The sequence below is a fragment of the Methanomassiliicoccales archaeon genome (assembly GCA_026394375.1).
In the GTDB taxonomy this organism is placed as follows: domain Archaea; phylum Thermoplasmatota; class Thermoplasmata; order Methanomassiliicoccales; family UBA472; genus JAJRAL01.
In genome coordinates this window covers 62,538-83,823 of sequence record JAPKYJ010000024.1, presented here as the reverse complement: position 1 = coordinate 83,823, position 21,286 = coordinate 62,538, and the positions used below count along the sequence as shown (strand labels likewise).

The following is a 21,286-nucleotide window of genomic DNA, read 5'->3' as shown; positions in this document are numbered from 1 at the left end:
GTCCTGGTAGCAGGTCGGGCATTGGAGACGATGGCAGACCTGGTGGACCAGGTGCTTTTCGTGCCGGTCGGGGCAGGCGATTACGAAGCGGACATCGCCACATTTCAGCTTCGTTTGTCATGTTCTCCCCTAGATTACGACAGTTCACGGTCCTTCTCAAGTCTAGTTCTCACTACTAGACATGGGTTGTAATGCTGGATGATCAGCTCTAGTACCTCTAGTATTCTGATGCTAGACATCGAATGAAGAGTGCCAGATGGATCAAGAAGTATGAAGTCTAGTGAATAAAGAAGAAGTAAAGGGTTTTCCGTCCTTAGACTCGAATTTCCATTTTGATTCCCTTCAGGAAATGAACATCTGGCTCGGAGGATATTCGAATCCCCCCTTGTCCATTTTTCTCGTCATCGAGCCAATTAGGACTCTGAGCCCCGAACCTCACCGCATCCCGATTGGTCTGTGATAAGGAAAGGAAGGGAAATGGTTTCAACCGAGGAGCTTGATCGCTTCTTTTCTCGGAATGGCAACAAGAGTCTCGGTCGCGACGGTGCCCGCCAATGCAAGTCCCACTTTCAGCATTGCTTTCTCATCAGGGGCTTCGATAATCGCGACATCGTCGTACCTTCCAAGCGTCCAATAATGGCTGAGGACCTTGATGCCCTCCTTCGACAGTTTTTCCTTTAATTTGTCCGTATTGGCGATCATTTGTTTGGAGGGTTTCTCCTTGTTCTTAACCAACATTATGAAAATCAGGTATTCACCCCCAAGACTATCTTGGGCTGTGGTGATTGAAATACTTTATGATATAAACATATCGGTAACCGATTCTCGCAGCAAGAGGCAGAGTATGAACGTGGACAAGTTGAAGGCGGAGCAACCTTAACATCCCCGACCACGTCTAATCATTGCTAAGATGCCCCCTCGTAAGTGGGACGAGGAAAAGGTAAAGGCTGCCATATTGCAGAGTAAGGCAGAAGGCAAGAACGTGGTGCAATTGTTCTTCTTCATGACAGGCCATAGAAGAAGCCATATTGCCTCGAAGTGATGCCCTCCCCCTTGTCACCTGGCCACCCTTGCATAGAGTTTACCTCCAATCCAAATGAGCACCGCGGCGATCACGAATAGAAGCGCAAGGTCGAACAGCACGCCGTACTCGCTAACGCCTCCGACTATCATCAGTCCGCGCATGGCATCGACCTGGTAGGTTAGTGGGTTGCCATGGGCGATGACCCTGAGCCAATCCGGCATCAGCGAGATGGGGTAGATGGCATTGCTTGCCAGGAATAGGGGCATGGTGATCATCTGACCGATACCCATGAATCTCTCCCGGGTTTTGACCAGGCACGCGATGATGAGCGATAGGGTGGAGAAAATCGCTGCGCCTAGCAGGATGAGGGCAATCACCACAAGGATCGAAAGTGGATCGAGGTTCACCTTCACCCCTATGCCAATGGCCAGAAGATAGATGATAACCCCCTGGGCCAGCCCCCTTACTCCGGCGGAAAGCGCCTTGCCGGTGACGAGGGCGGTCCTGGGTGTAGGACTGGTGAGGAACTTCTGCACAATTCCGAGGTCGCGCTCCCATATGATCGACAGCCCATAGAAAATGGAGATGAAGAGAACGCTTTGCGCCAAGACGCCTGGTGTCATAAAATCAATGTAGGGCAGGTTGCCAGTCGGAATGATCCGAGCTTGGGTGAAGACCGTGCCGAAGACCAGGAGCCAGAGGACTGGCTGTACCGCCCTGGTCAGAAGTTCCGTAGGATCATGAGCCAGCTTCCTGATCTCCAGCTCAGCGATCACCCCGGATTTGGTGAAGAACCTGATTGCCGTCTCCAGTGGGGTCCGCGGAGCCACTCGATCACCCCAGTCTCCTGGCGGTTTTGCGTTCGGCCTCGATCTGCCGCAGGTTGCCCGACTCTTCGATCATGTCACCGGTGAAATGGATGAAAACCTCATCCAGATCCTTTTCTCCCGTGGATGCAATCAATTCATCGGGCGTGCCTATTGCCACCAGCTTCCCTCTGTGCATGATGCCTACGCGGTCGCACAGGCTCTGCGCCTCCTCCATGATATGCGTGGTGAGCACGATGGTGGCGTTGCTCTCCCTTCTCAGCTCCCTAACCAGTTCCCATACGGTCCTTCTTGCCAATGGGTCGAGCCCCACCGTCGGCTCGTCCATGAACATCACCTTCGGCTTGTGGAGAGCGGATTGAGCGATCTCCAACCTGCGAACCATTCCACCCGAGTATTGGCGGACCAACTTGTCCGCTGCATCGGTCAACCCCATTATCTGGAGAGCATGCCGCACGCGTTCCTGGCGCTCCGCCTTCGGAACATCGTAAAGCTTCGCGAAAATGAGCAGGTTCTCGTACCCGGTTATTGAACCTTCGGCAGATAGAAGTTGGGGGACATAGCCGATGATGGCTTGCACCTCCTCTGGCCTCTTCACAACATCGAACCCCGCCACAATGGCTCGTCCAGAGGTCGGAATCAGCAAGGTAGTGAGCATCTTTATGGTGGTGGTCTTCCCTGCTCCGTTCGGACCAAGTAGTCCAAATATCTCCCCTTCTTCGACCGTGAGACTGAGGCTATCGACAGCCACGAACTTGCCGAATTTCTTCGTCAGTGCCTTGGCTTCGATTACAGCCATGTCTCAATCGCCTATCCTCGGGGTCGGAGGAAGAATATCTATCTCCTTATTACTAGTTCGACCCTTTCTCCTCATCGATTCCTCCCCTTTTATGGTATGTTCGCTCATGGGCCTCCAATAGTTACGACACCTGGCCATTCAACGCGAGAAATGCCTGACAGCTAAGCTCATTGCCAAAGTCATCATGCTCTCTACGTTCATGTGTCCGCGCCCCTCCAAATGTATGGTTACTGAATTGAGTGTGGGAATTGGCTCCGAAAACATAATGACATCGTCTACATCGATCGGAAACACAAATCCCATCAACCTCACCTTCCGGGAATCATAGTGCAGTGGACCATTGGCTGCGCTAAAAGAGGCGGGCTCGATGGGGTTCGAACCCTCCAAGAGAAAAGGTCTCACCTCCCTATCTCGAATAATTGTCTTGAGCCCCTTCAATAAATGAAGGTCTGGATGAGGTGACGATCGAATCTCCCCTTGTCCACTCTTAGTTCCACAATCATGTCGACTACGCTTTGCCAAACCCAATCCTCAAAAGCGATATCCTACGGAATTCAGTTAACGAAAGATGGCGGTTGCTCATATACCGGGAAAATGCATATCGCCATGCAGAGACGGAGCGCGAGTGAAGATGAAGTGTCAGAAGATGGCCGTTTGCCTGCTGGGCAAGACCGCGGATTACATAGGCTGTCGTACGCCGGACTGTCCCCCGACGATTGGTCATAATAAGAATATAGACATTTTTAGAGCGAAAGTTGATGAGGAGAAGAAATAGGCCAGGGATACGAAAGGTGCAGGGCCGCCAAATCAACCCGTAGAAAGAGACTGAATGAGCACGCCTCAAAATGATGCTCTTCTCAGTTTATGATGCAATAGGGCTTAGAACGGACATCCGATGGTCCTAGCAAGTTGAGTGCAGAATGGCCACGAACCTGCGCTTCTCCATATCCATCAGCTCGATGGCTCTAGGGGTCGTAACCGCCTGCACTTCATACCTCGCCAGTATCTCCTTCGCCCTAGGAGTAATGGTCATCATACCTTTGTACCCGCCACCGACGATCACAACTTCCGGATCCTCCGCCGCGAGGAAATCCAGTTCAAGCTCCGACAGCGGGATGTGGAAGTACTCCCCCAAGTAGGGTTTCGAAACTTCCACGTTCCTGGAGGTGACGGAGCCATCGACGTGGACGACAACATCCTTCTCGTGGCGCTTGCCTTCTACCTCCAGCCATCCCCAGCTGCATGAGAACTTCTGCATTTGCACCGTCAACCATGCTAGGGCATCTCCCACCAAGAATACCTTTCGCTCCACGTGCCATGCCAGAGCGAGGCATTGCCAAGCGATATAAGCCCCCGGTGCTCATCATTCTCCGAAGAGGGGGAGAATGGCCAAGCAAGGGAGGCGGATACTGCTCACCGGCGCCACGGGTCAGATCGGTTCGGAGCTCGTTCTGGAGATGAGGAAACGATACGGTGGAGAGAATGTCATAGCCGTTGTGCACACCCGCCAACCGAGCAAAGAGGTCATGGAATCGGGGCCGGTGGTGAAGGCGGATCTGGCCAGTGAACAGGCGATCTACGACCTAGTGAGAGAGATGAAGATCACTGAGATATGGCATCTCGCTGCCATCCTTTCAGTCACTGGAGAGGAAGATCCTCAGGCCGCCTGGAAAGTGAACATGAGCTCCCTCTGCAACGTCCTAGAGGTGGCGCGCAAGCTCAAGCTGGAGAAGGTATTCTGGCCCTCTTCCATCGCCGTCTTCGGACCGACCTCGCCTCGCATCGAAACGCCTCAAGATACCGTGCTTGTGCCGACCTCAATGTATGGAGTGACGAAGGTGGCGGGCGAGCTTCTCTGCAACTACTACTTCGTCAAGTACGGTCTGGACGTTCGCTCGGTGCGCTATCCTGGCATCGTATCCTCAGAGACGCCGCCCGGCGGGGGCACGACCGACTACTCGGTGGAGATGTTCTACGAGGCCATTCAGAAAGGAAGATACACATGCTTCGTACGCGAGGACACCATCCTCCCGTTGATGTACATGCCTGATTGCATCAATTGCACTTTGCAGATCATGGGCGTTCCCCGGAACAAGATCAAGCACCACGACGGCTATAACGTGGCCGGGGCGAGCTTCACCGCTGGCGAACTGGCCGCTGAGGTCAGGAAGCACATCCCGGACTTCGAGATCGAATACAGACCTGATCACAGACAGAAGATCGCTGACTCCTGGCCCATGTCCATCGACGACCGAGGGGCGAGGAGAGATTGGGGCTGGCAGCCATCCTACGATCTGAGCTCGATGACCGAGGACATGATCACAAGGCTCAGCAAACGCTTGATAAACAAGAGAAGGTGAGGCATTTGAAGCGCGATCCCACATCGTTCCTGAAGGAAGAGTATGAAGCCCTGGTCAAAGATGAGTTGGACTGGAGGCTGCGCGAGTTGCAGGGACCGAGCAGTCCTTGGTGCGTGGTCGACGGCAAGAAGGTCCTCATGTTCTGCTCCAACAACTATCTGGGGCTGAGCAATCACCAGAAGCTGAAAGATGCCGCCATCGAGGCGATCAAGACTCACGGAGCTGGATCAGGTTCCGTCCGTCCCATCGCCGGCAGCATGGACCTGCACTTCGAGCTGGAAAGAAGACTTGCCAGGTTCAAGGAAGCGGAAGCGTCCCTGGTCTACCAGACCGGCTTCGCTGCCAACGCCGGCCTAATCCCGCAGCTTGCTGGAAAAGGGGACATCATCATCAGCGACGAGCTCAACCACGGGAGCATCATCGATGGCGTTCGACTGTCCTATGCGGAGCGTGCGGTCTACAAGCACTGCGACGTGGCGGACCTGCACCGCGTTCTGCAAGAGATGGAAAAGAAAACGCCCGCACCAAGACGGATCCTGATCATCACCGACGGAGTGTTCTCCATGGACGGGGACATCGCGCCTCTGCCGGAGGTCGCGAAGGCGGCGGAAGAACATGGAGCCATGCTCTACGTGGACGATGCCCATGGCGAGGGCGTTCTTGGTGAGGGAGGAAGGGGCATCGTGCATCACTTCCATCTTCCCCGGGAGAAGGTGCAGGTGGAGATGGGGACGTTCTCCAAGGCCTTCGGAGTGGTAGGAGGACATATCTCAGGATCGCGAGACCTGGTGAACTTCGCCTACAACAGATCGCGCACCTGGCTGCTGAGCGGTTCGCATCCTCCGGCGGTGGCGGCGGCGTGCATTGCGGCCGTAGACGTGCTGGAGACGGAACCAGAGCATGTCAGGAGGCTCTGGGACCATACGCGCTACTTCAAGAAGGCCATGCAGGACCTCGGTTTCAACACGGGCCGAAGCGAAACGCCCATCATACCCATAATGGTCGGAGAGAGCGGCGTGGCCAAGAAGTTGAGCGAAAGGCTCTTCCAGGAAGGTGTGTTCGCCCTGCCGATCGTCTTTCCGATGGTGGCCAAGGACAAGGCGCGCATCCGCACCATCATGAACGCGGCCATGGCCCGGAAGGACGTGGACTTCGCCATCGAGAAGTTCCTCAAGGTGGGAAAGGAGCTGGGGATCGTCTGAGAACCCGGCTCAAAGCTCTTTCAGCTTGCGCAACGCCACCGATTGGCTTCGGGTCGAGGCCATGAAAGCGCCCACCATGATGGCCTCCATCAGCTCGCCTTCGCTCGCTCCATCCGTCTTGGCCTGGCGGATATGCACGGCCAGGCAATGTTCGCTCGCCAAGGCGGAGCCGGCTGCCACCGCGGCCAGCTCCAGCGACTTCCTGTCCATGAAGCGAGGGTTCAGCATCACTCGGTCGGACATTTCAGCATAAGGAAGGAACATGTCCGGGTGCTCGGAGAGCATCTTGGGCACAAATGGGACCTCTCCGAAGACCTTTTCGATCTCCTTCAACCTGCGCTGGACCTCCTTCTCTTCTCTCGCTGTCTTTCCAGACCTGGGTTTGGACAACTCGCCCACCTCTTCTGCGGCGTAATCGGTCTTCTAGGTTTAGATGCGTTTCGGTCATCGCGGGCGTTCACCGAGCAGAGCGATAGGCGGCGACGATCTCGCTTCTTCGTTGTTCCGCTCCTTCAAATCGCTTCGATGCCTCGACCTTTTTCACGCCCATCGTTTCAAATCCTGAGAAAAGCTCCTTCAGCTCAAGCTCGGAGAAGAAATGGCAGAACACCCCCGTTCCCTTTCGGAAGGTGTTCGCTTCCATCTCCTCTCCTTTGCCATAACGCATGTCCGAAGTGGAGAAGACCCGAACATGTACCATGCCTCCAGGTTTCAAGACTCGGGCGATCTCATCGACCGCTTCCTTCCTTTCATTCTCGACCAGATGACCAAGAATGTGATGAACGATCACAGCATCGAATCGAGCGTCCCTCAACGGCAGCCTCTCGACCTTAGCCTCGAGGAAGTGGATCGCACCTCCAAAGTTGGCCGATGCGCAAAATCTCAGGGCCGCTCGGGAAATATCCAAAGCCACGATCTCCGCTTCCTTGCCGGCCAGGGCGCTCAGGGTCTTGCCCGAACCGCATCCAATCTCCAGCACGAGAGCTTTCGGAGGAAGATCGAACTCCGTTTCACCAGGACCGCGCCACAAGCGCTTGTTGCGTTCGTATTGCCGTTCCCAGGCGCTTTTCGTGCTCTGACCGCCAGCGGGCAAGCGACACCTCTCCGATGGTAATGCTCCGACCGGCCAATTACCCTTTGCCGTCAGCTGCCCTGCTTGCTCTTTCTCCGCAGACTCACCGATCTTGCATGAGCTTCCAGCCCTTCCGCTTTGGCAAGCCGCTCCACCACATCACCGATCTCCTCCAGACCTTCGCGCTCGATCATCTGCACCGACGTGCGCTTGCAGAAGTGCCAGACGTCCAGTCCGGAGTAGAGCGAGGCGAAGCCGGCGGTGGGCAGTACGTGGTTCGTGCCCGAGGCGTAATCGCCACAAGCCACCGCCGCATAGTGTCCGAGGAAGATGGAGCCGGCGTTCTGCACTTCATCCAGGAAACGCAGAGGGTTGGAGCATTGAACGGACAAGTGCTCGGGCGCGATGCGGTTGACCACTTCCCCGGCCTCATGGATGCCTTTAATCACCAGATAGCCGGCGTTGTCCATTGATTTGAGGAGTATCTCCTGGCGCTTCGATCCCTTCAGCTGCCGTCTCAGAGCATCTCCCACCTTCCTCGGCAGATCGGGATCGGTGGTCACCAGGGCACAGGGGGACCTCGGATCGTGCTCCGCCTGGGCCAGGATATCGGCGGCTATGAACTCCGGGTTCGCGCTCGAATCCGCAACGATGACGATCTCGCTCGGACCGGCAGGAAAATCTATCTCAACGCGATCGCGCAGCATCATCTTGGCCGCGGTGACGTAGACGTTGCCTGGACCGACGATCTTCTGCACCCGCCTGATCGTCTTCGTTCCGAGGGCCATGGCCGCTACCGCCTGCGCCCCCCCGACCAGGTACACCTCGTCCGCCCCTACGATCTCCAGGGCGGCCAACGTCAATGGGTTGGCGGGGGGAGGCGTGCAACAGACGATCTCCTTCACTCCTGCCACTTTGGCGGGGATCACGCACATCAGGGCGGTGCTTGGATACGATGCTCTGCCACCAGGTATGTAGGCACCGATCCGTTCCAAAGGCGTTACCCTTACTCCGAGGGATACGCCCGGCTCCACTTCCTTCAGCCAGGTCTGGTCCTTCAGCTGCATGCGGTGGAAGCGCTCGATCCGCTTTCTTGCCTCCTGCAGGGTGCTGACAAGTGCTGGCTCGATGCTTTCGCGGGCGGCCTTCAACTGCTCTTCGTCCACTCTCAGGGCTTTCAGCTTCACCTTATCGAAGCGCTCGGCCAGGTCGAAAAGCGCTTTGTCGCCTTCGTTCCTAACGTAATCGATAATCTCTGAGACGGAAGGCTTGACGCTGTCCAGATTCTCTCGACGTTTAGAGCTCCAGGCTTCCAGGTCAAGCGGCCGCCACATGCATCGCAGTATCGCGGCTGCCCGCTTTTAAGTTTCTGGCGCTCCCCATCGTTCAAATGCGAGCGAGCCTGCGACTTCGCAACGGTAAATTATATCGCCCTCCAAGCAATTCGCTCGCGCATGCCAAAGCAGGTGAACTGTTCGCACATCCTGGTCAGCAGCGAGAAAGAAGCCAAGGACCTGATGGCCAAGCTCAGCTCCGGGCAGAGCTTCCCGAACCTGGCGAAGAAATGGTCCAAATGCCCCTCCGGTAAGAAGGGAGGGGAGCTCGGCTGGTTCGGGAAGGGCCAGATGGTGGCGGAGTTCGATAAGGCCGCTTTCGAGGGGGAGAAGGGCAAGATCGTCGGTCCGGTAAAGACGCAGTTCGGCTGGCACCTGATCAAGATCAACGACCAGAAGTGAATTCAGCAACTTTCGCAGGCGTCGGTGACGGCCGGCGCAAAACCTCTTCTCCATCCAAGAAGAGATGGTGCTCTCATTTAGCAATCTGGAAGCCACAATCTTATTAACCTCTACTGCGGAATATCCAGAGCGGCGCATTCTGCGCACCGTCTTGGGAGGTTCATTTCATGAAGGAAGGTATGAGGCTTTGTCCAGGTTGTGGAAGGGAGATCTCGGGAGCGCTGTCTTACTGCCCGTACTGCGGCAGGCCCAGAGGCTCCGAAGCGCCGAGCGACTATGCTGGGGCTCAAGCACCGGGTGCTCCTGCCAAAAGACTATGTCCCGGCTGCGGGCGCGAGGTCCAGGAGGGACTCAAGTTCTGCCCTTACTGCGGTCGCGAGGGTCCATCCGGCCCGCCCGTGGCCGTTGGAGCGCAGACGGGAGCACAGAAACAAACCCGCCTCTGCCCTGGCTGCGGACGACAGGTGCCCGAGGGATTGAGCTATTGCCCCTACTGTGGAAGGCCTGGACCGGCGGGAGCTCCGCTGGTCCCTGCCCCAGAACCCGTCCAAGCGCCCAAACCAATGACGCGTTGCATCTCCTGTGCCAAGGACGTTCCAGACGGTCTCAACTTCTGCCCTTCATGCGGCAAGCAAGCACCCTATTCGGCAAGTGCTGCGCCGCCGACGCCAGCACCTTCGCCGCCACCAAAGCCGATGGTCAAATGCGTCGGTTGTGGTCGCGAAGTCCCCGCTGGCCTGAGCTTCTGCCCCGGTTGCGGCAAGCCCGCCCCTTACGATCAGTTGCCCCCGCCCCCACTGCCCGCGCCCGAACCGCCCAAGAAGATGGTGCGCTGCGCTGGTTGCGCGAAAGAGGTCCCAGAGAGATTGAACTTCTGTCCGTCATGCGGAAAGCCCGCGCCATACGATCAAAGCGCAATGCCTCAGCCTGCGCCCGTTCCTCCATCACAGCCACTCGTCCCCATTCCACCCCCGGCGACGAGGGAGATGCGCAAGTGCATGGGCTGTGGACGCGATGCGCCCAAAGGGCTCAACTTCTGCCCCTATTGCGGGATGCCGGACACCGGACCGCAACCGATTCAGGCCGCGCCAACGACACCTGCTCAAGCGCCAGCGGCACCAACTACTCGGCTCTGCCCTGGATGCGGCAGGGATGCACCGGAAGGCCTTGCCTTCTGCCCTTTCTGCGGCAAGCCGGCTCCTGCTGGACCTCCACCGACAGCACCTCCACCTGATCAGGCGAAGCAGAACATCAGGTGCATGGGCTGCGGCCGCGAATTCCCGATGAACCTCAATTTCTGCCCGTTCTGCGGCAAGCCGAACGTCGGCGGAGGAGCTCCCGCGCCTTCAGCTCCAGCACTGCAGAAGACCAGGCTTTGCCCTAGCTGTGGCAGGGATGTGCCAGAAGGGCTGAGATACTGCCCTTACTGCGGCCGACCGGGCCCGGTCGGTCCACCGATGGATATTCCCGCTCCCGCGCCTCCGGCGCTTGAGCCCGCTCCGCCAGCACCGGTACCGGTCGCAGCGCCGCCTGCACCTGTGCCTAAGGAAGGAATGCGCTTCTGTCCCTCCTGCTCTGCCGAGGTTCCGGCGAACTCCAAGTTCTGCCCGGAGTGCGGTGCCCCTAAGGACAGGAGGTAGTTCTCCGATGACCAGGCTAGAGTAAGGACCTGGCCGTTTCGCTCTTTTGTATTCACAACGAGCACTCGCTTTCCAAACGCTGGCAACCTTTAATATAGAAAAAGGCCATAATGTGGCCAAATAGGTCTGGTCTATTGGGCCAGATGTATGATCAAGGAGGGAAACTAAAGTGGCAACAAGTCCACAAGGAACAAGGATGTGTACCGGATGCGGTCGGCAGATCCCGCTCGAGTACAACGTCTGCCCGCACTGCGGAAGGCCGCAGGGCGTGCCAATGGGCCAGCCCGCACCAGGATATGGACAACCAGTCCCACAGGAGTCTCTCGGAGCGCTGAAGTACATACTCTACCTGGTATCGCTCTTCAGCGTCGTGATCGGGTTCATCATGTTCCTGGTCTGGAACAACGACCCCAACCCGGAGAAGCGTCATGTGGGCAAGAACTGCCTGCTCTTGAGCATCGCCGGTATCGTGTTGTACGTGCTTTGCTGGGTCGTATTATTCGTGGTCTTCGCCTCTTCGATGTTCTGGTACTAAACACTTCCCTTTTTATCCTTCTTTTCCTTTCCACAGTCGATGGCTATCCCGTCCGATCCGTTCTCTTCCATACTTTGGAACCTAGGGTTCGCCATCTGTCATCAACTGCCAGAGCGCTCCTTCGTTCTGGGTGGATACCAGATGCCGATGTGCGCGCGCGACACTGGCATCTATTTGGGCTTCCTGACAGTGGTCCTATTTTACATCCTCACTAAAAGGTACAGAAAGGCGAAGATCTTCGACCGCCCCACTATGATAGCGGCGATCTTCGGGATGGCGCTCTACTTGTTCGACGCCGCCTCTTCATACCTTGGGCTGTTGAGCACCAACAACCCTATGCGCCTGGCCACCGGGCTATTGTTCGGCATCTCGGCAGGCTTATTGCTCTGCACAGCCGCTTCCGTATTGCTGACCAAGGGCGATCCGAAGGAACGCGTCTTCACCTGGCTGGACCTCTCCTTCTTCTACTTTCCCGCGGCCTTCCTCTGGGCCCTCTTGGTATGGACTGACCCCGGCGTCATCGGATGGTACGTTCTTGCCACCGTTATCTCAATCGGATTTCTGGGCTTCTTCCTACTGCTGGCAATGCTGGCCTGGGGGGCGACCAGGGGGTTTACCCTAGCTCCAGGCAGACAGCGTCGCCGACTGCTGTTGGCGGCCACCATCACGGAATTCGTGATCATCGCACTTCTTTGGCTCGGTCACCTGATCACGAGCGGGCTCGTGAACGATTGATGCAGTGAGGAACCATTTTACCTATGTATCGTTCTAGCGAACCGGAGGAAGCACGGATGCCAGCCTCGATGTACCTGGGAGACAAGGACATTGATCGGGCCTTGGCCCTGCTCTTCCTTGTTCTGTGCGGCGCCTCGGTGTATTCTGCCTATCTAGCAAGCGAGAACTTCATTCGCCTGCAGGCTCTCGCTTCGATCCCGATCAACCTCGCCGCGGCGTTCTCCTTCCTCGTTCGCTCACCGCCAAAGGGTCCGACATATGTACGCGAGATGGTCGTGCCTTCCGCATCCTTCATCTTTCCCACCGCGGTCCTCAACGCTTCCATCCTTACACCTCCCCAGTACGCCGAACCAATACTCGGGCTGATCGCAATACCTGGTGCCATTTTGAGCGTGGCAGGGCTGCTCTATCTCCGGAGGTCTTTTGCCATTCTGCCATCGGTGCGTAACATCGTCACCTCTGGTCCCTACTCGATGGTGAGGCATCCGGTCTATTTGGGAGAGGCCCTCTTCCTCTTCGGACTGATGATGCTGCGTTTCAACTTGTTGGCCTTGGCACTTTTCGCCGTGGCGATGATCCTACTAGCGATCCGGATCGGCATTGAAGAGAAGAAGCTCGGCCAGGAGTGTGAGTACCGGGCTTACATGAACAGAGTACGTTACCGCCTCATTCCCTACATCTACTGATGCTCAGGCCGATTTCTTGTACTCCTCGAGCAGAACCTTACGGAACTCCTTCTCCTTGCTGGACGGCACGAAATCGTTCTTCTTGACCCGCTTCAGCAGCTCGTCCGCGATCTTCTCGTCGTCCTTGAGCTTCAGGGCCTTGATCTCCTCCACCATCTTGCTCCAGCCGCTGATGCCTACGTTCGCTCCTGAGATCCAGATCTTCTTCGATTCGTCGACCGAGGCCGAACCGCACGAGCCGCTCTGCGTCCTTTCCGCTTCTGGCATTTTCTTCCCTCTCCTTTGCTACTTGAGGACAAGGAGATTTATGTCTTTTCATTCGCCCGGCCGCCGAGGCGAATCAACTCTCACTTCTTTGTCTGGGCAGACTTCACCGCTATCTTGAGCTGGTTGAGCATGCACGGCTCTGCATAGGAGCCCGGCTGATTCCTCAATTCCTCATATAGCTGGACCGGGTCCTTGCCCTTCAATTCCTCTGCCGACCTGATGCCCAACGAGTAAAGTCCCTCGGCAGCCTTCTCGCTCACTCCGGGAATGGCACGCAGCTCCTTGACCACCGTCTCCTTGTCGCTCATATCTTGCGTTCCTTCCGTGAGAACTGATTGCCAGCTTCTCCTACTAGTAACCGGCGCTTGATCATGCGTATGCGCCGGTGAAAAGAAAGCTCACCAAGGAGCGAGTAGATGGAGGGCCGCCCCTATCAGTTGGGGATCGTACTTGGCGAACCAGTCCGCCACCCCCCGGAGGATGAACTCCACCGCCATGGCGGCGATGAGCAGTCCGATGATCTTGGAGAAGATCTCGATGACGTTGTTGCCGACCCGACGGACGATGTAGATGGCGTTGCGCAGCAGGCCCCATGTCACAGCTAGGGAGATGACGCCAGCGATCAGCGTTGGAAATATGCCGATGGTCGAGGTGAGGAGGATGGCGGTGGTTATGACGCCCGGGCCGGTCAAGATGGGCGTGGCTATGATCACCCAGGCGACGTTGACGTCGCTCTGCTTGGTGAGGTTGAACCCGAATATGATCTCCACCGCCATGAGGATGAGAATTATGCCCCCGGCCACGCGGAAGCTGTCCGTGCTCACCCCGAAGATGCCCAGGAGGTTCGTGCCGATGAGAGTGAAGATGACGAAGAGCACGGCCGCCACGAAGATCGCCCGGTTGGCGGACATCTCCTTCTCTTTGTCGTCGAAGTTCTTGGTCATGCTGATGAAGATCGGCAGGCTGGCGAACGGATCGAAGATGAAGAACAGCAGCGCCACCGCATAGATCAGGGTATCCAGGTCCGACATGCCTACCTCCAGCATGCGAATTCGCCTGAGGGTATTAATGGTTGTGCGCGCTGTGCTACCAAGATGCACACATGCTCTGGCCCGGAACCAATGGTCGTTCCTCAAAAACATTATATCCGCGCGGATTCGTAGGAGCAATTGTCGAGACCATGGTACAGCAAAAGAGGTTCTGGCGCTGCCATATCTGCGGGGACATTCACTTTGGCGTCAAGCCACCGGAGGTTTGTCCCACCTGCGGGTTCAAGAACGCTTTCGTGCTCTGCGATCGAGCCGAGGCATTGAACGTCATGAAGGACGTAGAATACGCCATCGACACCCCGGAGAAGGTAGTCCAAGCCTGGGAGGACCTAGCCGCCAAAGCCGACTTCCTCCTTTGGGATGACAAGCAAGCGGTGAGCGACCTTTCCAATGGAGTGCTGGAGAACATGCGCAGCAACGGTGCGAAATATTGCCCCTGCCGCATCACCACCGGCGAAAGGGAGAAGGACCTGCAGCTCATATGTCCCTGCAACTTCAAGGCCCAGAAGACCTGGAAGGAGTATGGGGAATGCTGGTGCGGTCTGTTCGTGAAGAGGTGATTTGATGGCGGGCCAAGGACAGCGGCTCATCTGGTTCTACGGAAGGGAATGCCCTCATTGCAAAGCCTTGCATCCCCTAGTGGACAAGTTCTGCGAGGGCACCGGGACGGAGATCACCAAGCTAGAAGTATGGCACGATGAGAGCAACGCTCAGCTAATGCGCAAGCATGCCACCGTCATCACCGAGGCCTGCGGCGGAGGTCTGGGAGTGCCGGCGTTCTACAACGAGAAGAGCGGCAAGGCCATCTGCGGGGCGCGGATCAACGCCGAGAGGCTCGCGAAATGGGCCAGCGGCCAGTAGCCGTTCGCCTCCTTTTTAATCACATGGACCGATTGTGCGTGGAGCGGAAGGTCAAGGGCCAGATGGCCCAGGCGACATAGGTATTAATAGCATGGTAGCGCAATCGGGACTCGCTAGGCTTGACCGGGACGTTCGGCGTGTCCTTGTACACCGTAAACCGTCGACAACGGGGGTGACAGCAGGGGGCGACGTAACTGGAACCGTTCATGCCCAGCTGCCGACTATGAGGCTCTGTCCTTCGGGGCCGGTGGCGGTCTCGTGGCGCAGCTGGAGGGCGGCGCCCCTGGCCCTGATCAGGGAGAACGGGTCAGGCCCTGACGGGAGCAGCCTTACCCTGGACTACCGGCGCTCGAAGGGGGGCGGGGCTGAGAAGGTGGCTGGATCACATGCGCGGGACCAGGCGGCAACCTCTGCGGCCTAGCACTTCCTGTGTTCTTCATTCGCATCTGTCACATCGCTCTGAGACGGGCACCCTCGAGCGGTCGCAGCCGGTGATGATTTCCTTGGAGAAATCGAAAAGCACGCCTTCTTCCGAGCCCTGCTTGAGGCGAAGCTTGTTCTCCTCTGTGACCTTCCCCACCACTGCGGCGGTCACGCCCACCGACTCGAACGTCCCCATCACCTTCTTCGAGCACTTCGGTGGGCAGGTGAGCACGAAGCCGCAGCCTTGATAGGACTTTAGCCACTGGAGATAATCCACTCTCTTGGGCGAAGGGATCTTGTCCAGGTCCACCGAACCACCCATGCCACTGGTCTCCAACAGCATGCCCAAGGTCCCAAGCGAGCCGGGATTGCTCATGTCCTTGGCCGCATGCGCGAGATGTCTCTTCCCGATCTCATTCATTATGAGCATCTGCCGACGGACGATGTCGCTCTCCTTCTTGCTGGTGGTGTCCCAGGCGAACTTCAACTTCTCCGGATAGAAACCATCCAGGTCCATGGCGAAGACGATGTCGTCGCCTGCCTCCGCTGTATGACTGTATAAGACCTCATTCTTCTTGGCCGTGCCTAGGATGGCCACGTCCACAGCGTTGTAGTCGCAGTCGGGGTGGGTATGCCCTCCCACTACCGGCACTCCGAACTTACGTACGGCACTTTCCATCCCCCTCATCACTTGGCCGCAGACCTTCTCCTCTTTCATGGAGATGACGTCTACAATGGCCAATGGTATCCCGCCCATGGCGGAGATGTCGTTGATGTTGACCAGGATCGAGTAGTAGCCAGCGAAGAACGGATTGGCCTTCACCAGCGTCTCCATGATGCCGTCCGCTGCCAACAGCAGCACGCTCTCGCCGTAATCGATGACCGCAGCATCCTCCCCGTAGGCCGCGATGATGTTCGTTCCTTGCGTCCTGGGAAAGAAGTTGAGGACTTCGGCGATGGTGCGCTTCCTGGTTATGCCAGGGTGAGCTCTGATGTTCGAGATCAACGCCTGAAGGTCCATGCCACTGCAATAGAATGGCACATTAAATAGATGCCCCTTTGCCCCGTTACCTCTTGCCTAGAAAGTAAGCTTGGTCTGCTTGGTTTCCCGAACGAGATAGCTCAGGTCCCAATTCGAACCCACGATTCGTGCGAGAAGCTCGCAGTAGTCCCCCTCCAAAGTCGCCGACTCAAGAACATAGGCCTTGCTACTGTCTGGTATCTTGAAGCCCGACTTGACGAGGATCTGTTTCGCCTCAAGGCGCTCCTCTTTCGTCGCTTGCCTGCCCGGCAACTGCCCTGATAGACCGGCGCGCGCAAGTTCCTCTTGAAAAACAGGGCGTCGGAAGAGCCGCCCCAGGGCGTAGAGGATGAGGAGCCCCGCCTTCTCCTCATCTCCGCAGATCGAACGAGCTCCTTCGCCCACGACCTCATAGATGTCCTTCTCCCTGCCTTTTATCGGCGCGTACACTTTCGAAGGTGGTACTTGCTTCTCCCGCAGGACGCTGAGGTCGGTCATAGCGCGAAGATATCCGGTGAGGATCAGACGGTGCAGCTCGAACCCCCTCTCCTCCAGCTCCCTAGAGATGGCACTTATGGATTTTCCATCTTCCTTGATGATATCGAGGATAGCGAACCTCAGATCGCGCTCTGGATGGAACACATGCTCACAGATATGGTAACAAACTTGGTAAGTATTAAGCTTTCTTAACGGTGTTTCTGTTAGCAGGTCGTTCCCCAAAAAGTAGTTTACATCAGGTGGACAATACATCCCTCTGCTTTGAGTAATAGGGATGGGTAACTCTACTAATAGCCCCTAATCACTTCAAGCTCAATTTAATCAGGTGATATGATGAAGATGACGGAGTCTCCGACTGACTCTCGCGAAATGGGCGAGCCTGGACTGATCTATTCCGACGATAAGGAATCGACAGAGCTTTCACTATTCGTGCGAACCTCAGACGAGGAGATAAAGAAGTGGGACAGGAACCGAATATACGACGCGCTAATCCGGGAGACGAGCATCAGCGAAGATGCCGCCTCCATCGTAGCGAGAGAGGTGGAGAAGCTCATTCTTGAGCTAGAGCTCGATTTCGTCACCGCCCCGCTCATACGCGAGCTTACGAACGCGAAACTGGTGGAATATGGTCTCGCCAAGGTCAGGAAGCAGCACACCCGTCTTGGGGTGCCGCTCTACGATGCGCGGCAGATCATCATGAATCCGAACAAGGAGAACGCCAATGTGCCGCATGGGCCTGAGGCAACGAACCTCACGCTCTCCGAACGCATCAAGAAGGAGTTCGCGTTGCTCGAGGTCTTTACCCAGGATATGGCGGACGCACACATGAGAGGGGATATTCACCTTCACGACCTGGGAATGATCGACCGCCCGTATTGCTCAGGTCAGAGCATCGAGTATGTCAAGAAATTCGGTCTCAACCTTCCCAATGCGATTTCCATCGCCAAACCGGCCAAGCACCCAGAGGTTCTCATCGAACAGATCATCAAGTTCTCGGCGGCTCTGCAAGGCCATTTCGCCGGGGCGATCGGCTGGGACGCGGTGAACTTGTTCCTCGCTCCATACCTCGAAGGCGTCGACGATGAACGCATGAAACAGCTAGCGCAGATATTGATATTCGAGTTCGCGCAACAAGCGGTAGCCCGTGGAGGGCAGTCGATCTTCAGCGACCTCAACCTCTATTGGGAGGTGCCGAACCACTTCATGGGCGTTCCCGCCATAGGCCCAAAAGGACAGTTCACCGGCGCCAACTACGAAGACTATCTCGATGAAAGCCAGAGGTTCGTCAGCGCGCTCTTCGACGTCTACTTGGAAGGCGACGCCCTCGGGCGACCGTTCTTCTTCCCCAAGCCCAACGTACACATGACAGAGAAGTTCTTCCACACCGATGGGCACGAGGAGTTCCTGCAGAAGATATCCCAGGTGGCCTCGGAGAAGGGCAACACCTATTTCGTATTCGATAGAGGCAACACGGCCAAGATCAGCGAGTGCTGCCGTCTGGCCTTCCAGTTGGACAACAGTGACCTGGAGGACGCCAAGACGCCATGGAAGATGCGCTACTCCGCCATGCAGAACGTCACCATCAACCTACCGCGCATTGCCTACGAGGCACATCAGGACGACAAACGGATGTTCGATATCGTTCGAGAGCGGTTGGAGATCGTGGCGCAGGCCCACGTGCAGAAGAAGGAGTTCATCACCAAGCTGCTTTCCATGGGCAAGCAAGGTCCGCTCTCCCTGCTGACCATGAACCTGGATGGAGAACCGTACTACCGCCTCCAGAAGGCCTCCTTCTTGGTGGGCATGGTCGGTCTGAACGAGGCGGTGCAATACCACACCGGCAAGCAGATGCACGAATCCAAGGACGCGCTCAAGTTCGGCCTCAAGCTCATCTCCAACATGAAGAAGGACGCGGAGGAACTGGGCAAGGAGTACGGAGTGCGGATGCCGCTGGAGCAGACCCCTGCCGAATCGACCGCCTATCGCTTCGCCAGGTTGGATATGAAATACTATCCACTACAGGCGCCGACGGTGATCAGAGGCAACAAGTCCACCGGCGAGGTGTACTACACCAACTCCACCTACCTCAATGTGGGCGCGCCCACCAGCGCCATCGAGAGGGTGAAGGAAGAAGGCCTCTTCCATCCGCTGATAGAGGCAGGCTCGCTGACGCATGTCTGGCTGGGGGAGCACAAGCCTCCCGCGGAGAGCATAGCCTCCTTCGTGAAGAAGACCTTCGAGAGCACGCAGAACGCGCAAGTGGCGTTCAGCCCGGAGTTCACCTCCTGCCTCGACTGTGGCCGGACCAGCAGGGGCCTGAGGGATACCTGTCCCAACTGCCAATCGCCCAATGTTGAGGGTATCACCAGGGTCACGGGCTTCTTCTCCAAGATCAACAGCTGGAACAAGGGCAAGCTGGGCGAGCTCAAGGACCGGGTGAGGAACAACATCTGATGGTCGTTCTCGAAAAGCGCCCGTCCAAACCCCTTCATCTCTTGATTCTATCTTGTCGCTTCTCTCTGACCCAGACTCCGTTCGAACCAGTCTTGACAATGTTCAAATACGAGGAAAAAAGTGTGACAAACACTAACATAGGCGGAGCGATAAATATTTGACGAGAGTTCAGGTAGGCAAGCACGTCGTTGTGAACATCAAGCGAAGGAGCTTATGCGACAATTGCCAAGTCGTGTCCTGCGTCGACCTCCGACGCTGCCGCGTCATCGAGTGCTCTGAGCATGTCGCTCCCTTTCTCGCGTTCAAGAAATGCTCATGCTGCGGCCAGGTGTTTGAGGTCTTCTCCAACTTCGCTGCCTTGGACTACGAGATATGCCCGGAATGCAATTTAGAGCGAATAGAACTGGAGCGCTCCTAAGCATTCCTCTTCCAGCAGATCATAGAAGGCGCGGGCCTATCAGCTGCCAAATAATTAGGAAGAAGACCGTTATCGCCAGTACGTAGGTCACGGTGGCGACGATGCGCTGTCTGTCCTTCTCCGTGGCGTTCTTCTTCAGGCGGGAGATGAGCGATTCCATTCCGTCCCGGAACAGGTAGCCTCCGTCCAAAGGCACCGCCGGCAGCACGTTGGTCATGCCCAACATCAGATTGATCCAGAATATCCAGTACAAGGAGTTGGCTATGAACCAGAACACTCCCGAGGGAAGGGCGGCCATGGCCCCGGTTGGCAGGAAGAGGTCCGAGAGGGGCGATTCGATCGGTGCCAATCCTTGGAAGGGCAAGGCGATGAATAACAGAGTGGCAGAAATGAATTGGCCCGGGTCTTTCACGTTTGCATACGGATTCATGAGGCGGTTGATGATCCGGTCGGGCGAGTTCACGATCAGGCCCATGTAGGCGGTGTTCACGCCCAGGAAGCCGCGGTCCTTCGTTGAAGCGTTCACCAGATCGGGAGACACTCTCAATAGATACTCGGTGCGGTTGGAGAGCGTCACGGTCAGGTTCACACTTTTGTACATGCTCGCGGAATAGTCGTACTCGAGCATGTTGGCGTTGACCACTTGATAGGGCTTCGTTTGCGAAAGGACGGTCTCCAGGCTGGTCTGGTTGCGGATGACCGTGCCGTTCAGGGACACGAATGTCATGCCCGCCTTCATGCCCGCCTTGTCGGCGGACATTCCATGCACGACGTCGATGAGGGTCAGCCCGGAAATGGACGTGGTGGTATGGTTCTGACCGTTGTAATAGTAGGTGATGGAAACGGAAGTCCCTGGATCGTCGGCGGCCAAACTCTGGAAATCCTCCAAGGTGCGGATGCTTTTCCCTCCGACCTCCTCCAGTTGCATGCCGAACTGCATGCCTCCAATTCTCGCTGGGCTGTCATCTCCGATGCCCACCACGACGGGGTTCTCCCTTACCGCCGTGACCGAGGACATGAGAACGGAGGAGAAGAGGAGGGCGCATAATATCGCCACGATTATATTGGTCGCAGGACCGGCGGCGTAGACGTTGGACCTCCGTTTGCGATCGGAGTTGGTGAGCTCCTTCTCGTCCGGCTCGACGAAAGCCCCCAGGGGCACGACCAATAAGATCACACCCAGCGATTTTAGCGAGAGATTTCCCACCCTGGTCAGTATGCCATGAGCGAACTCATGCACCACGATGCCTACGATCAGGCCGATGATGCCGTAGACCACTGGGATGACAGGGTTGATGCCCGGGATCCCCAGCATCATCTCCGGCGTCGGGGCCCGGTCCGCCGGGATGCGGTTGACGATGGTCGCCTCCCATACGAGGAGGGCCATGATGAAGATGCCTACCAGCAGGCAGATGACCTTGGCCGCCGCAGCGTACGTCAGCCAGAGGCGCTTGGGCTTGGCCAGGCGATCAATTAATCTCTTGCCCGCCTGCGTCTTCCACATGATCAGGGGGCCGTACGTTCCAACTCCATACTTGGAGAGCGCCCCCTTCTTCTTCACGTAGTAAACGATGCCGATCCATACCGCGAGGATGGCGACCAATATGATGTACGGCGTGAGGTCTGCCATATCAACTTCTGGACCGCTCTAATGTGAGAACACTATTAAAGGATTCTTG

General features: G+C 56.8%; 24 protein-coding genes and 1 other RNA gene. 12 read left to right on the top strand and 13 right to left on the bottom strand.

All coding sequences use genetic code 11. From position 1 onward, the window contains the following. Window positions 1-483: 483 nt before the first annotated feature. From NT137_06765 to NT137_06750, 4 genes are all read right to left on the bottom strand, one after another. The gene (locus NT137_06765) at window positions 484-738 is read right to left on the bottom strand and encodes a GYD domain-containing protein (GenBank protein MCX6653036.1); all 255 of its coding nucleotides are present in this window, start codon (window positions 736-738) and stop codon (window positions 484-486) included. A 318-nt stretch (window positions 739-1,056) separates the two neighbouring features. After that, complete coding sequence (locus NT137_06760; protein ID MCX6653035.1) at window positions 1,057-1,854, bottom strand: ABC transporter permease; 798 nt, start codon at window positions 1,852-1,854, stop codon at window positions 1,057-1,059. Between the two features lie 4 nt (window positions 1,855-1,858). Continuing rightward, a complete protein-coding gene (locus NT137_06755; protein MCX6653034.1) occupies window positions 1,859-2,650 on the bottom strand; it encodes an ATP-binding cassette domain-containing protein in 792 nt (263 codons plus the stop codon). A 901-nt stretch (window positions 2,651-3,551) separates the two neighbouring features. Then, entirely contained in the window at window positions 3,552-3,962 is a 411-nt protein-coding gene (locus NT137_06750) for a hypothetical protein (GenBank protein MCX6653033.1), read from the bottom strand. Between the two features lie 73 nt (window positions 3,963-4,035). Between NT137_06750 and NT137_06745 the strand changes: the two genes are divergently transcribed. Continuing rightward, entirely contained in the window at window positions 4,036-5,010 is a 975-nt protein-coding gene (locus tag NT137_06745; GenBank protein MCX6653032.1) for an NAD-dependent epimerase/dehydratase family protein, read from the top strand. 5 nt (window positions 5,011-5,015) lie between these two features. Then, the gene (locus tag NT137_06740) at window positions 5,016-6,212 is read left to right on the top strand and encodes an aminotransferase class I/II-fold pyridoxal phosphate-dependent enzyme (GenBank protein MCX6653031.1); all 1,197 of its coding nucleotides are present in this window, start codon (window positions 5,016-5,018) and stop codon (window positions 6,210-6,212) included. A gap of 9 nt (window positions 6,213-6,221) precedes the next feature. On the opposite strand, the gene NT137_06735 is transcribed toward NT137_06740, so the two are convergent. The 3 genes from NT137_06735 to hisD form a co-directional block, all read right to left on the bottom strand. Next, window positions 6,222-6,602 carry a carboxymuconolactone decarboxylase family protein gene (locus NT137_06735; protein MCX6653030.1) on the bottom strand — a complete coding sequence of 127 codons (381 nt, stop codon included), beginning with the start codon at window positions 6,600-6,602 and terminating at the stop codon, window positions 6,222-6,224. Between the two features lie 67 nt (window positions 6,603-6,669). Continuing rightward, window positions 6,670-7,305 carry a class I SAM-dependent methyltransferase gene (locus NT137_06730; protein ID MCX6653029.1) on the bottom strand — a complete coding sequence of 212 codons (636 nt, stop codon included), beginning with the start codon at window positions 7,303-7,305 and terminating at the stop codon, window positions 6,670-6,672. 50 nt (window positions 7,306-7,355) lie between these two features. Continuing rightward, on the bottom strand, window positions 7,356-8,618 hold the full coding sequence (gene hisD / locus NT137_06725; protein MCX6653028.1) for a histidinol dehydrogenase: 1,263 nt from the start codon (window positions 8,616-8,618) through the stop codon (window positions 7,356-7,358). Window positions 8,619-8,738: 120 nt separating this feature from the next. On the opposite strand from hisD, the gene NT137_06720 reads away from it, so the two are divergent. The 5 genes from NT137_06720 (at window position 8,739) to NT137_06700 (ending at window position 12,616) form a co-directional block, all read left to right on the top strand. Further along, on the top strand, window positions 8,739-9,020 hold the full coding sequence (locus NT137_06720; GenBank protein ID MCX6653027.1) for a peptidylprolyl isomerase: 282 nt from the start codon (window positions 8,739-8,741) through the stop codon (window positions 9,018-9,020). Window positions 9,021-9,187: 167 nt separating this feature from the next. After that, window positions 9,188-10,660 carry a zinc ribbon domain-containing protein gene (locus NT137_06715; protein ID MCX6653026.1) on the top strand — a complete coding sequence of 491 codons (1,473 nt, stop codon included), beginning with the start codon at window positions 9,188-9,190 and terminating at the stop codon, window positions 10,658-10,660. A gap of 196 nt (window positions 10,661-10,856) precedes the next feature. Further along, window positions 10,857-11,195: a hypothetical protein gene (locus NT137_06710; GenBank protein ID MCX6653025.1), complete on the top strand. Its 339-nt coding sequence runs from the start codon at window positions 10,857-10,859 to the stop codon at window positions 11,193-11,195. Window positions 11,196-11,234: 39 nt separating this feature from the next. After that, window positions 11,235-11,930, top strand: coding sequence for a DUF2085 domain-containing protein (locus tag NT137_06705; GenBank protein ID MCX6653024.1), 696 nt, complete (start codon window positions 11,235-11,237; stop codon window positions 11,928-11,930). A 56-nt stretch (window positions 11,931-11,986) separates the two neighbouring features. Further along, on the top strand, window positions 11,987-12,616 hold the full coding sequence (locus NT137_06700) for an isoprenylcysteine carboxylmethyltransferase family protein (GenBank protein ID MCX6653023.1): 630 nt from the start codon (window positions 11,987-11,989) through the stop codon (window positions 12,614-12,616). Window positions 12,617-12,619: 3 nt separating this feature from the next. On the opposite strand, the gene NT137_06695 is transcribed toward NT137_06700, so the two are convergent. The 3 genes from NT137_06695 to NT137_06685 form a co-directional block, all read right to left on the bottom strand. Continuing rightward, the gene (locus NT137_06695; protein MCX6653022.1) at window positions 12,620-12,883 is read right to left on the bottom strand and encodes a hypothetical protein; all 264 of its coding nucleotides are present in this window, start codon (window positions 12,881-12,883) and stop codon (window positions 12,620-12,622) included. A gap of 80 nt (window positions 12,884-12,963) precedes the next feature. Next, a complete protein-coding gene (locus tag NT137_06690) occupies window positions 12,964-13,191 on the bottom strand; it encodes a hypothetical protein (protein ID MCX6653021.1) in 228 nt (75 codons plus the stop codon). Between the two features lie 90 nt (window positions 13,192-13,281). Continuing rightward, entirely contained in the window at window positions 13,282-13,914 is a 633-nt protein-coding gene (locus NT137_06685; protein MCX6653020.1) for a MarC family protein, read from the bottom strand. Window positions 13,915-14,063: 149 nt separating this feature from the next. Here NT137_06685 and NT137_06680 point away from each other — a divergent pair, with 149 nt between their 5' ends. The 3 genes from NT137_06680 (at window position 14,064) to ffs (ending at window position 15,216) form a co-directional block, all read left to right on the top strand. Beyond that, window positions 14,064-14,492, top strand: a complete 429-nt coding sequence (locus NT137_06680) for a hypothetical protein (protein MCX6653019.1) — start codon at window positions 14,064-14,066, stop codon at window positions 14,490-14,492. A 4-nt stretch (window positions 14,493-14,496) separates the two neighbouring features. Next, complete coding sequence (locus NT137_06675) at window positions 14,497-14,793, top strand: hypothetical protein (protein MCX6653018.1); 297 nt, start codon at window positions 14,497-14,499, stop codon at window positions 14,791-14,793. Between the two features lie 111 nt (window positions 14,794-14,904). Beyond that, window positions 14,905-15,216, top strand: an RNA gene (gene ffs, locus NT137_06670) — signal recognition particle sRNA. A 13-nt stretch (window positions 15,217-15,229) separates the two neighbouring features. Here the strand turns inward: ffs and NT137_06665 are convergent. Further along, window positions 15,230-16,237 (bottom strand): methanogenesis marker 2 protein, encoded by a 1,008-nt coding sequence (locus NT137_06665; protein MCX6653017.1) that lies wholly within the window; start codon window positions 16,235-16,237, stop codon window positions 15,230-15,232. Window positions 16,238-16,294: 57 nt separating this feature from the next. Continuing rightward, a complete protein-coding gene (locus tag NT137_06660; protein MCX6653016.1) occupies window positions 16,295-16,879 on the bottom strand; it encodes a hypothetical protein in 585 nt (194 codons plus the stop codon). A gap of 195 nt (window positions 16,880-17,074) precedes the next feature. Between NT137_06660 and nrdD the strand changes: the two genes are divergently transcribed. Together nrdD and NT137_06650 are read left to right on the top strand one after the other, a co-directional pair. Further along, window positions 17,075-19,189 carry an anaerobic ribonucleoside-triphosphate reductase gene (gene nrdD / locus NT137_06655; GenBank protein MCX6653015.1) on the top strand — a complete coding sequence of 705 codons (2,115 nt, stop codon included), beginning with the start codon at window positions 17,075-17,077 and terminating at the stop codon, window positions 19,187-19,189. Window positions 19,190-19,346: 157 nt separating this feature from the next. Continuing rightward, complete coding sequence (locus tag NT137_06650; GenBank protein MCX6653014.1) at window positions 19,347-19,607, top strand: hypothetical protein; 261 nt, start codon at window positions 19,347-19,349, stop codon at window positions 19,605-19,607. A 19-nt stretch (window positions 19,608-19,626) separates the two neighbouring features. Here the strand turns inward: NT137_06650 and NT137_06645 are convergent, their stop codons facing one another. Continuing rightward, window positions 19,627-21,237: a site-2 protease family protein gene (locus NT137_06645; protein MCX6653013.1), complete on the bottom strand. Its 1,611-nt coding sequence runs from the start codon at window positions 21,235-21,237 to the stop codon at window positions 19,627-19,629. Between the last annotated feature and the right edge of the window lie 49 nt (window positions 21,238-21,286).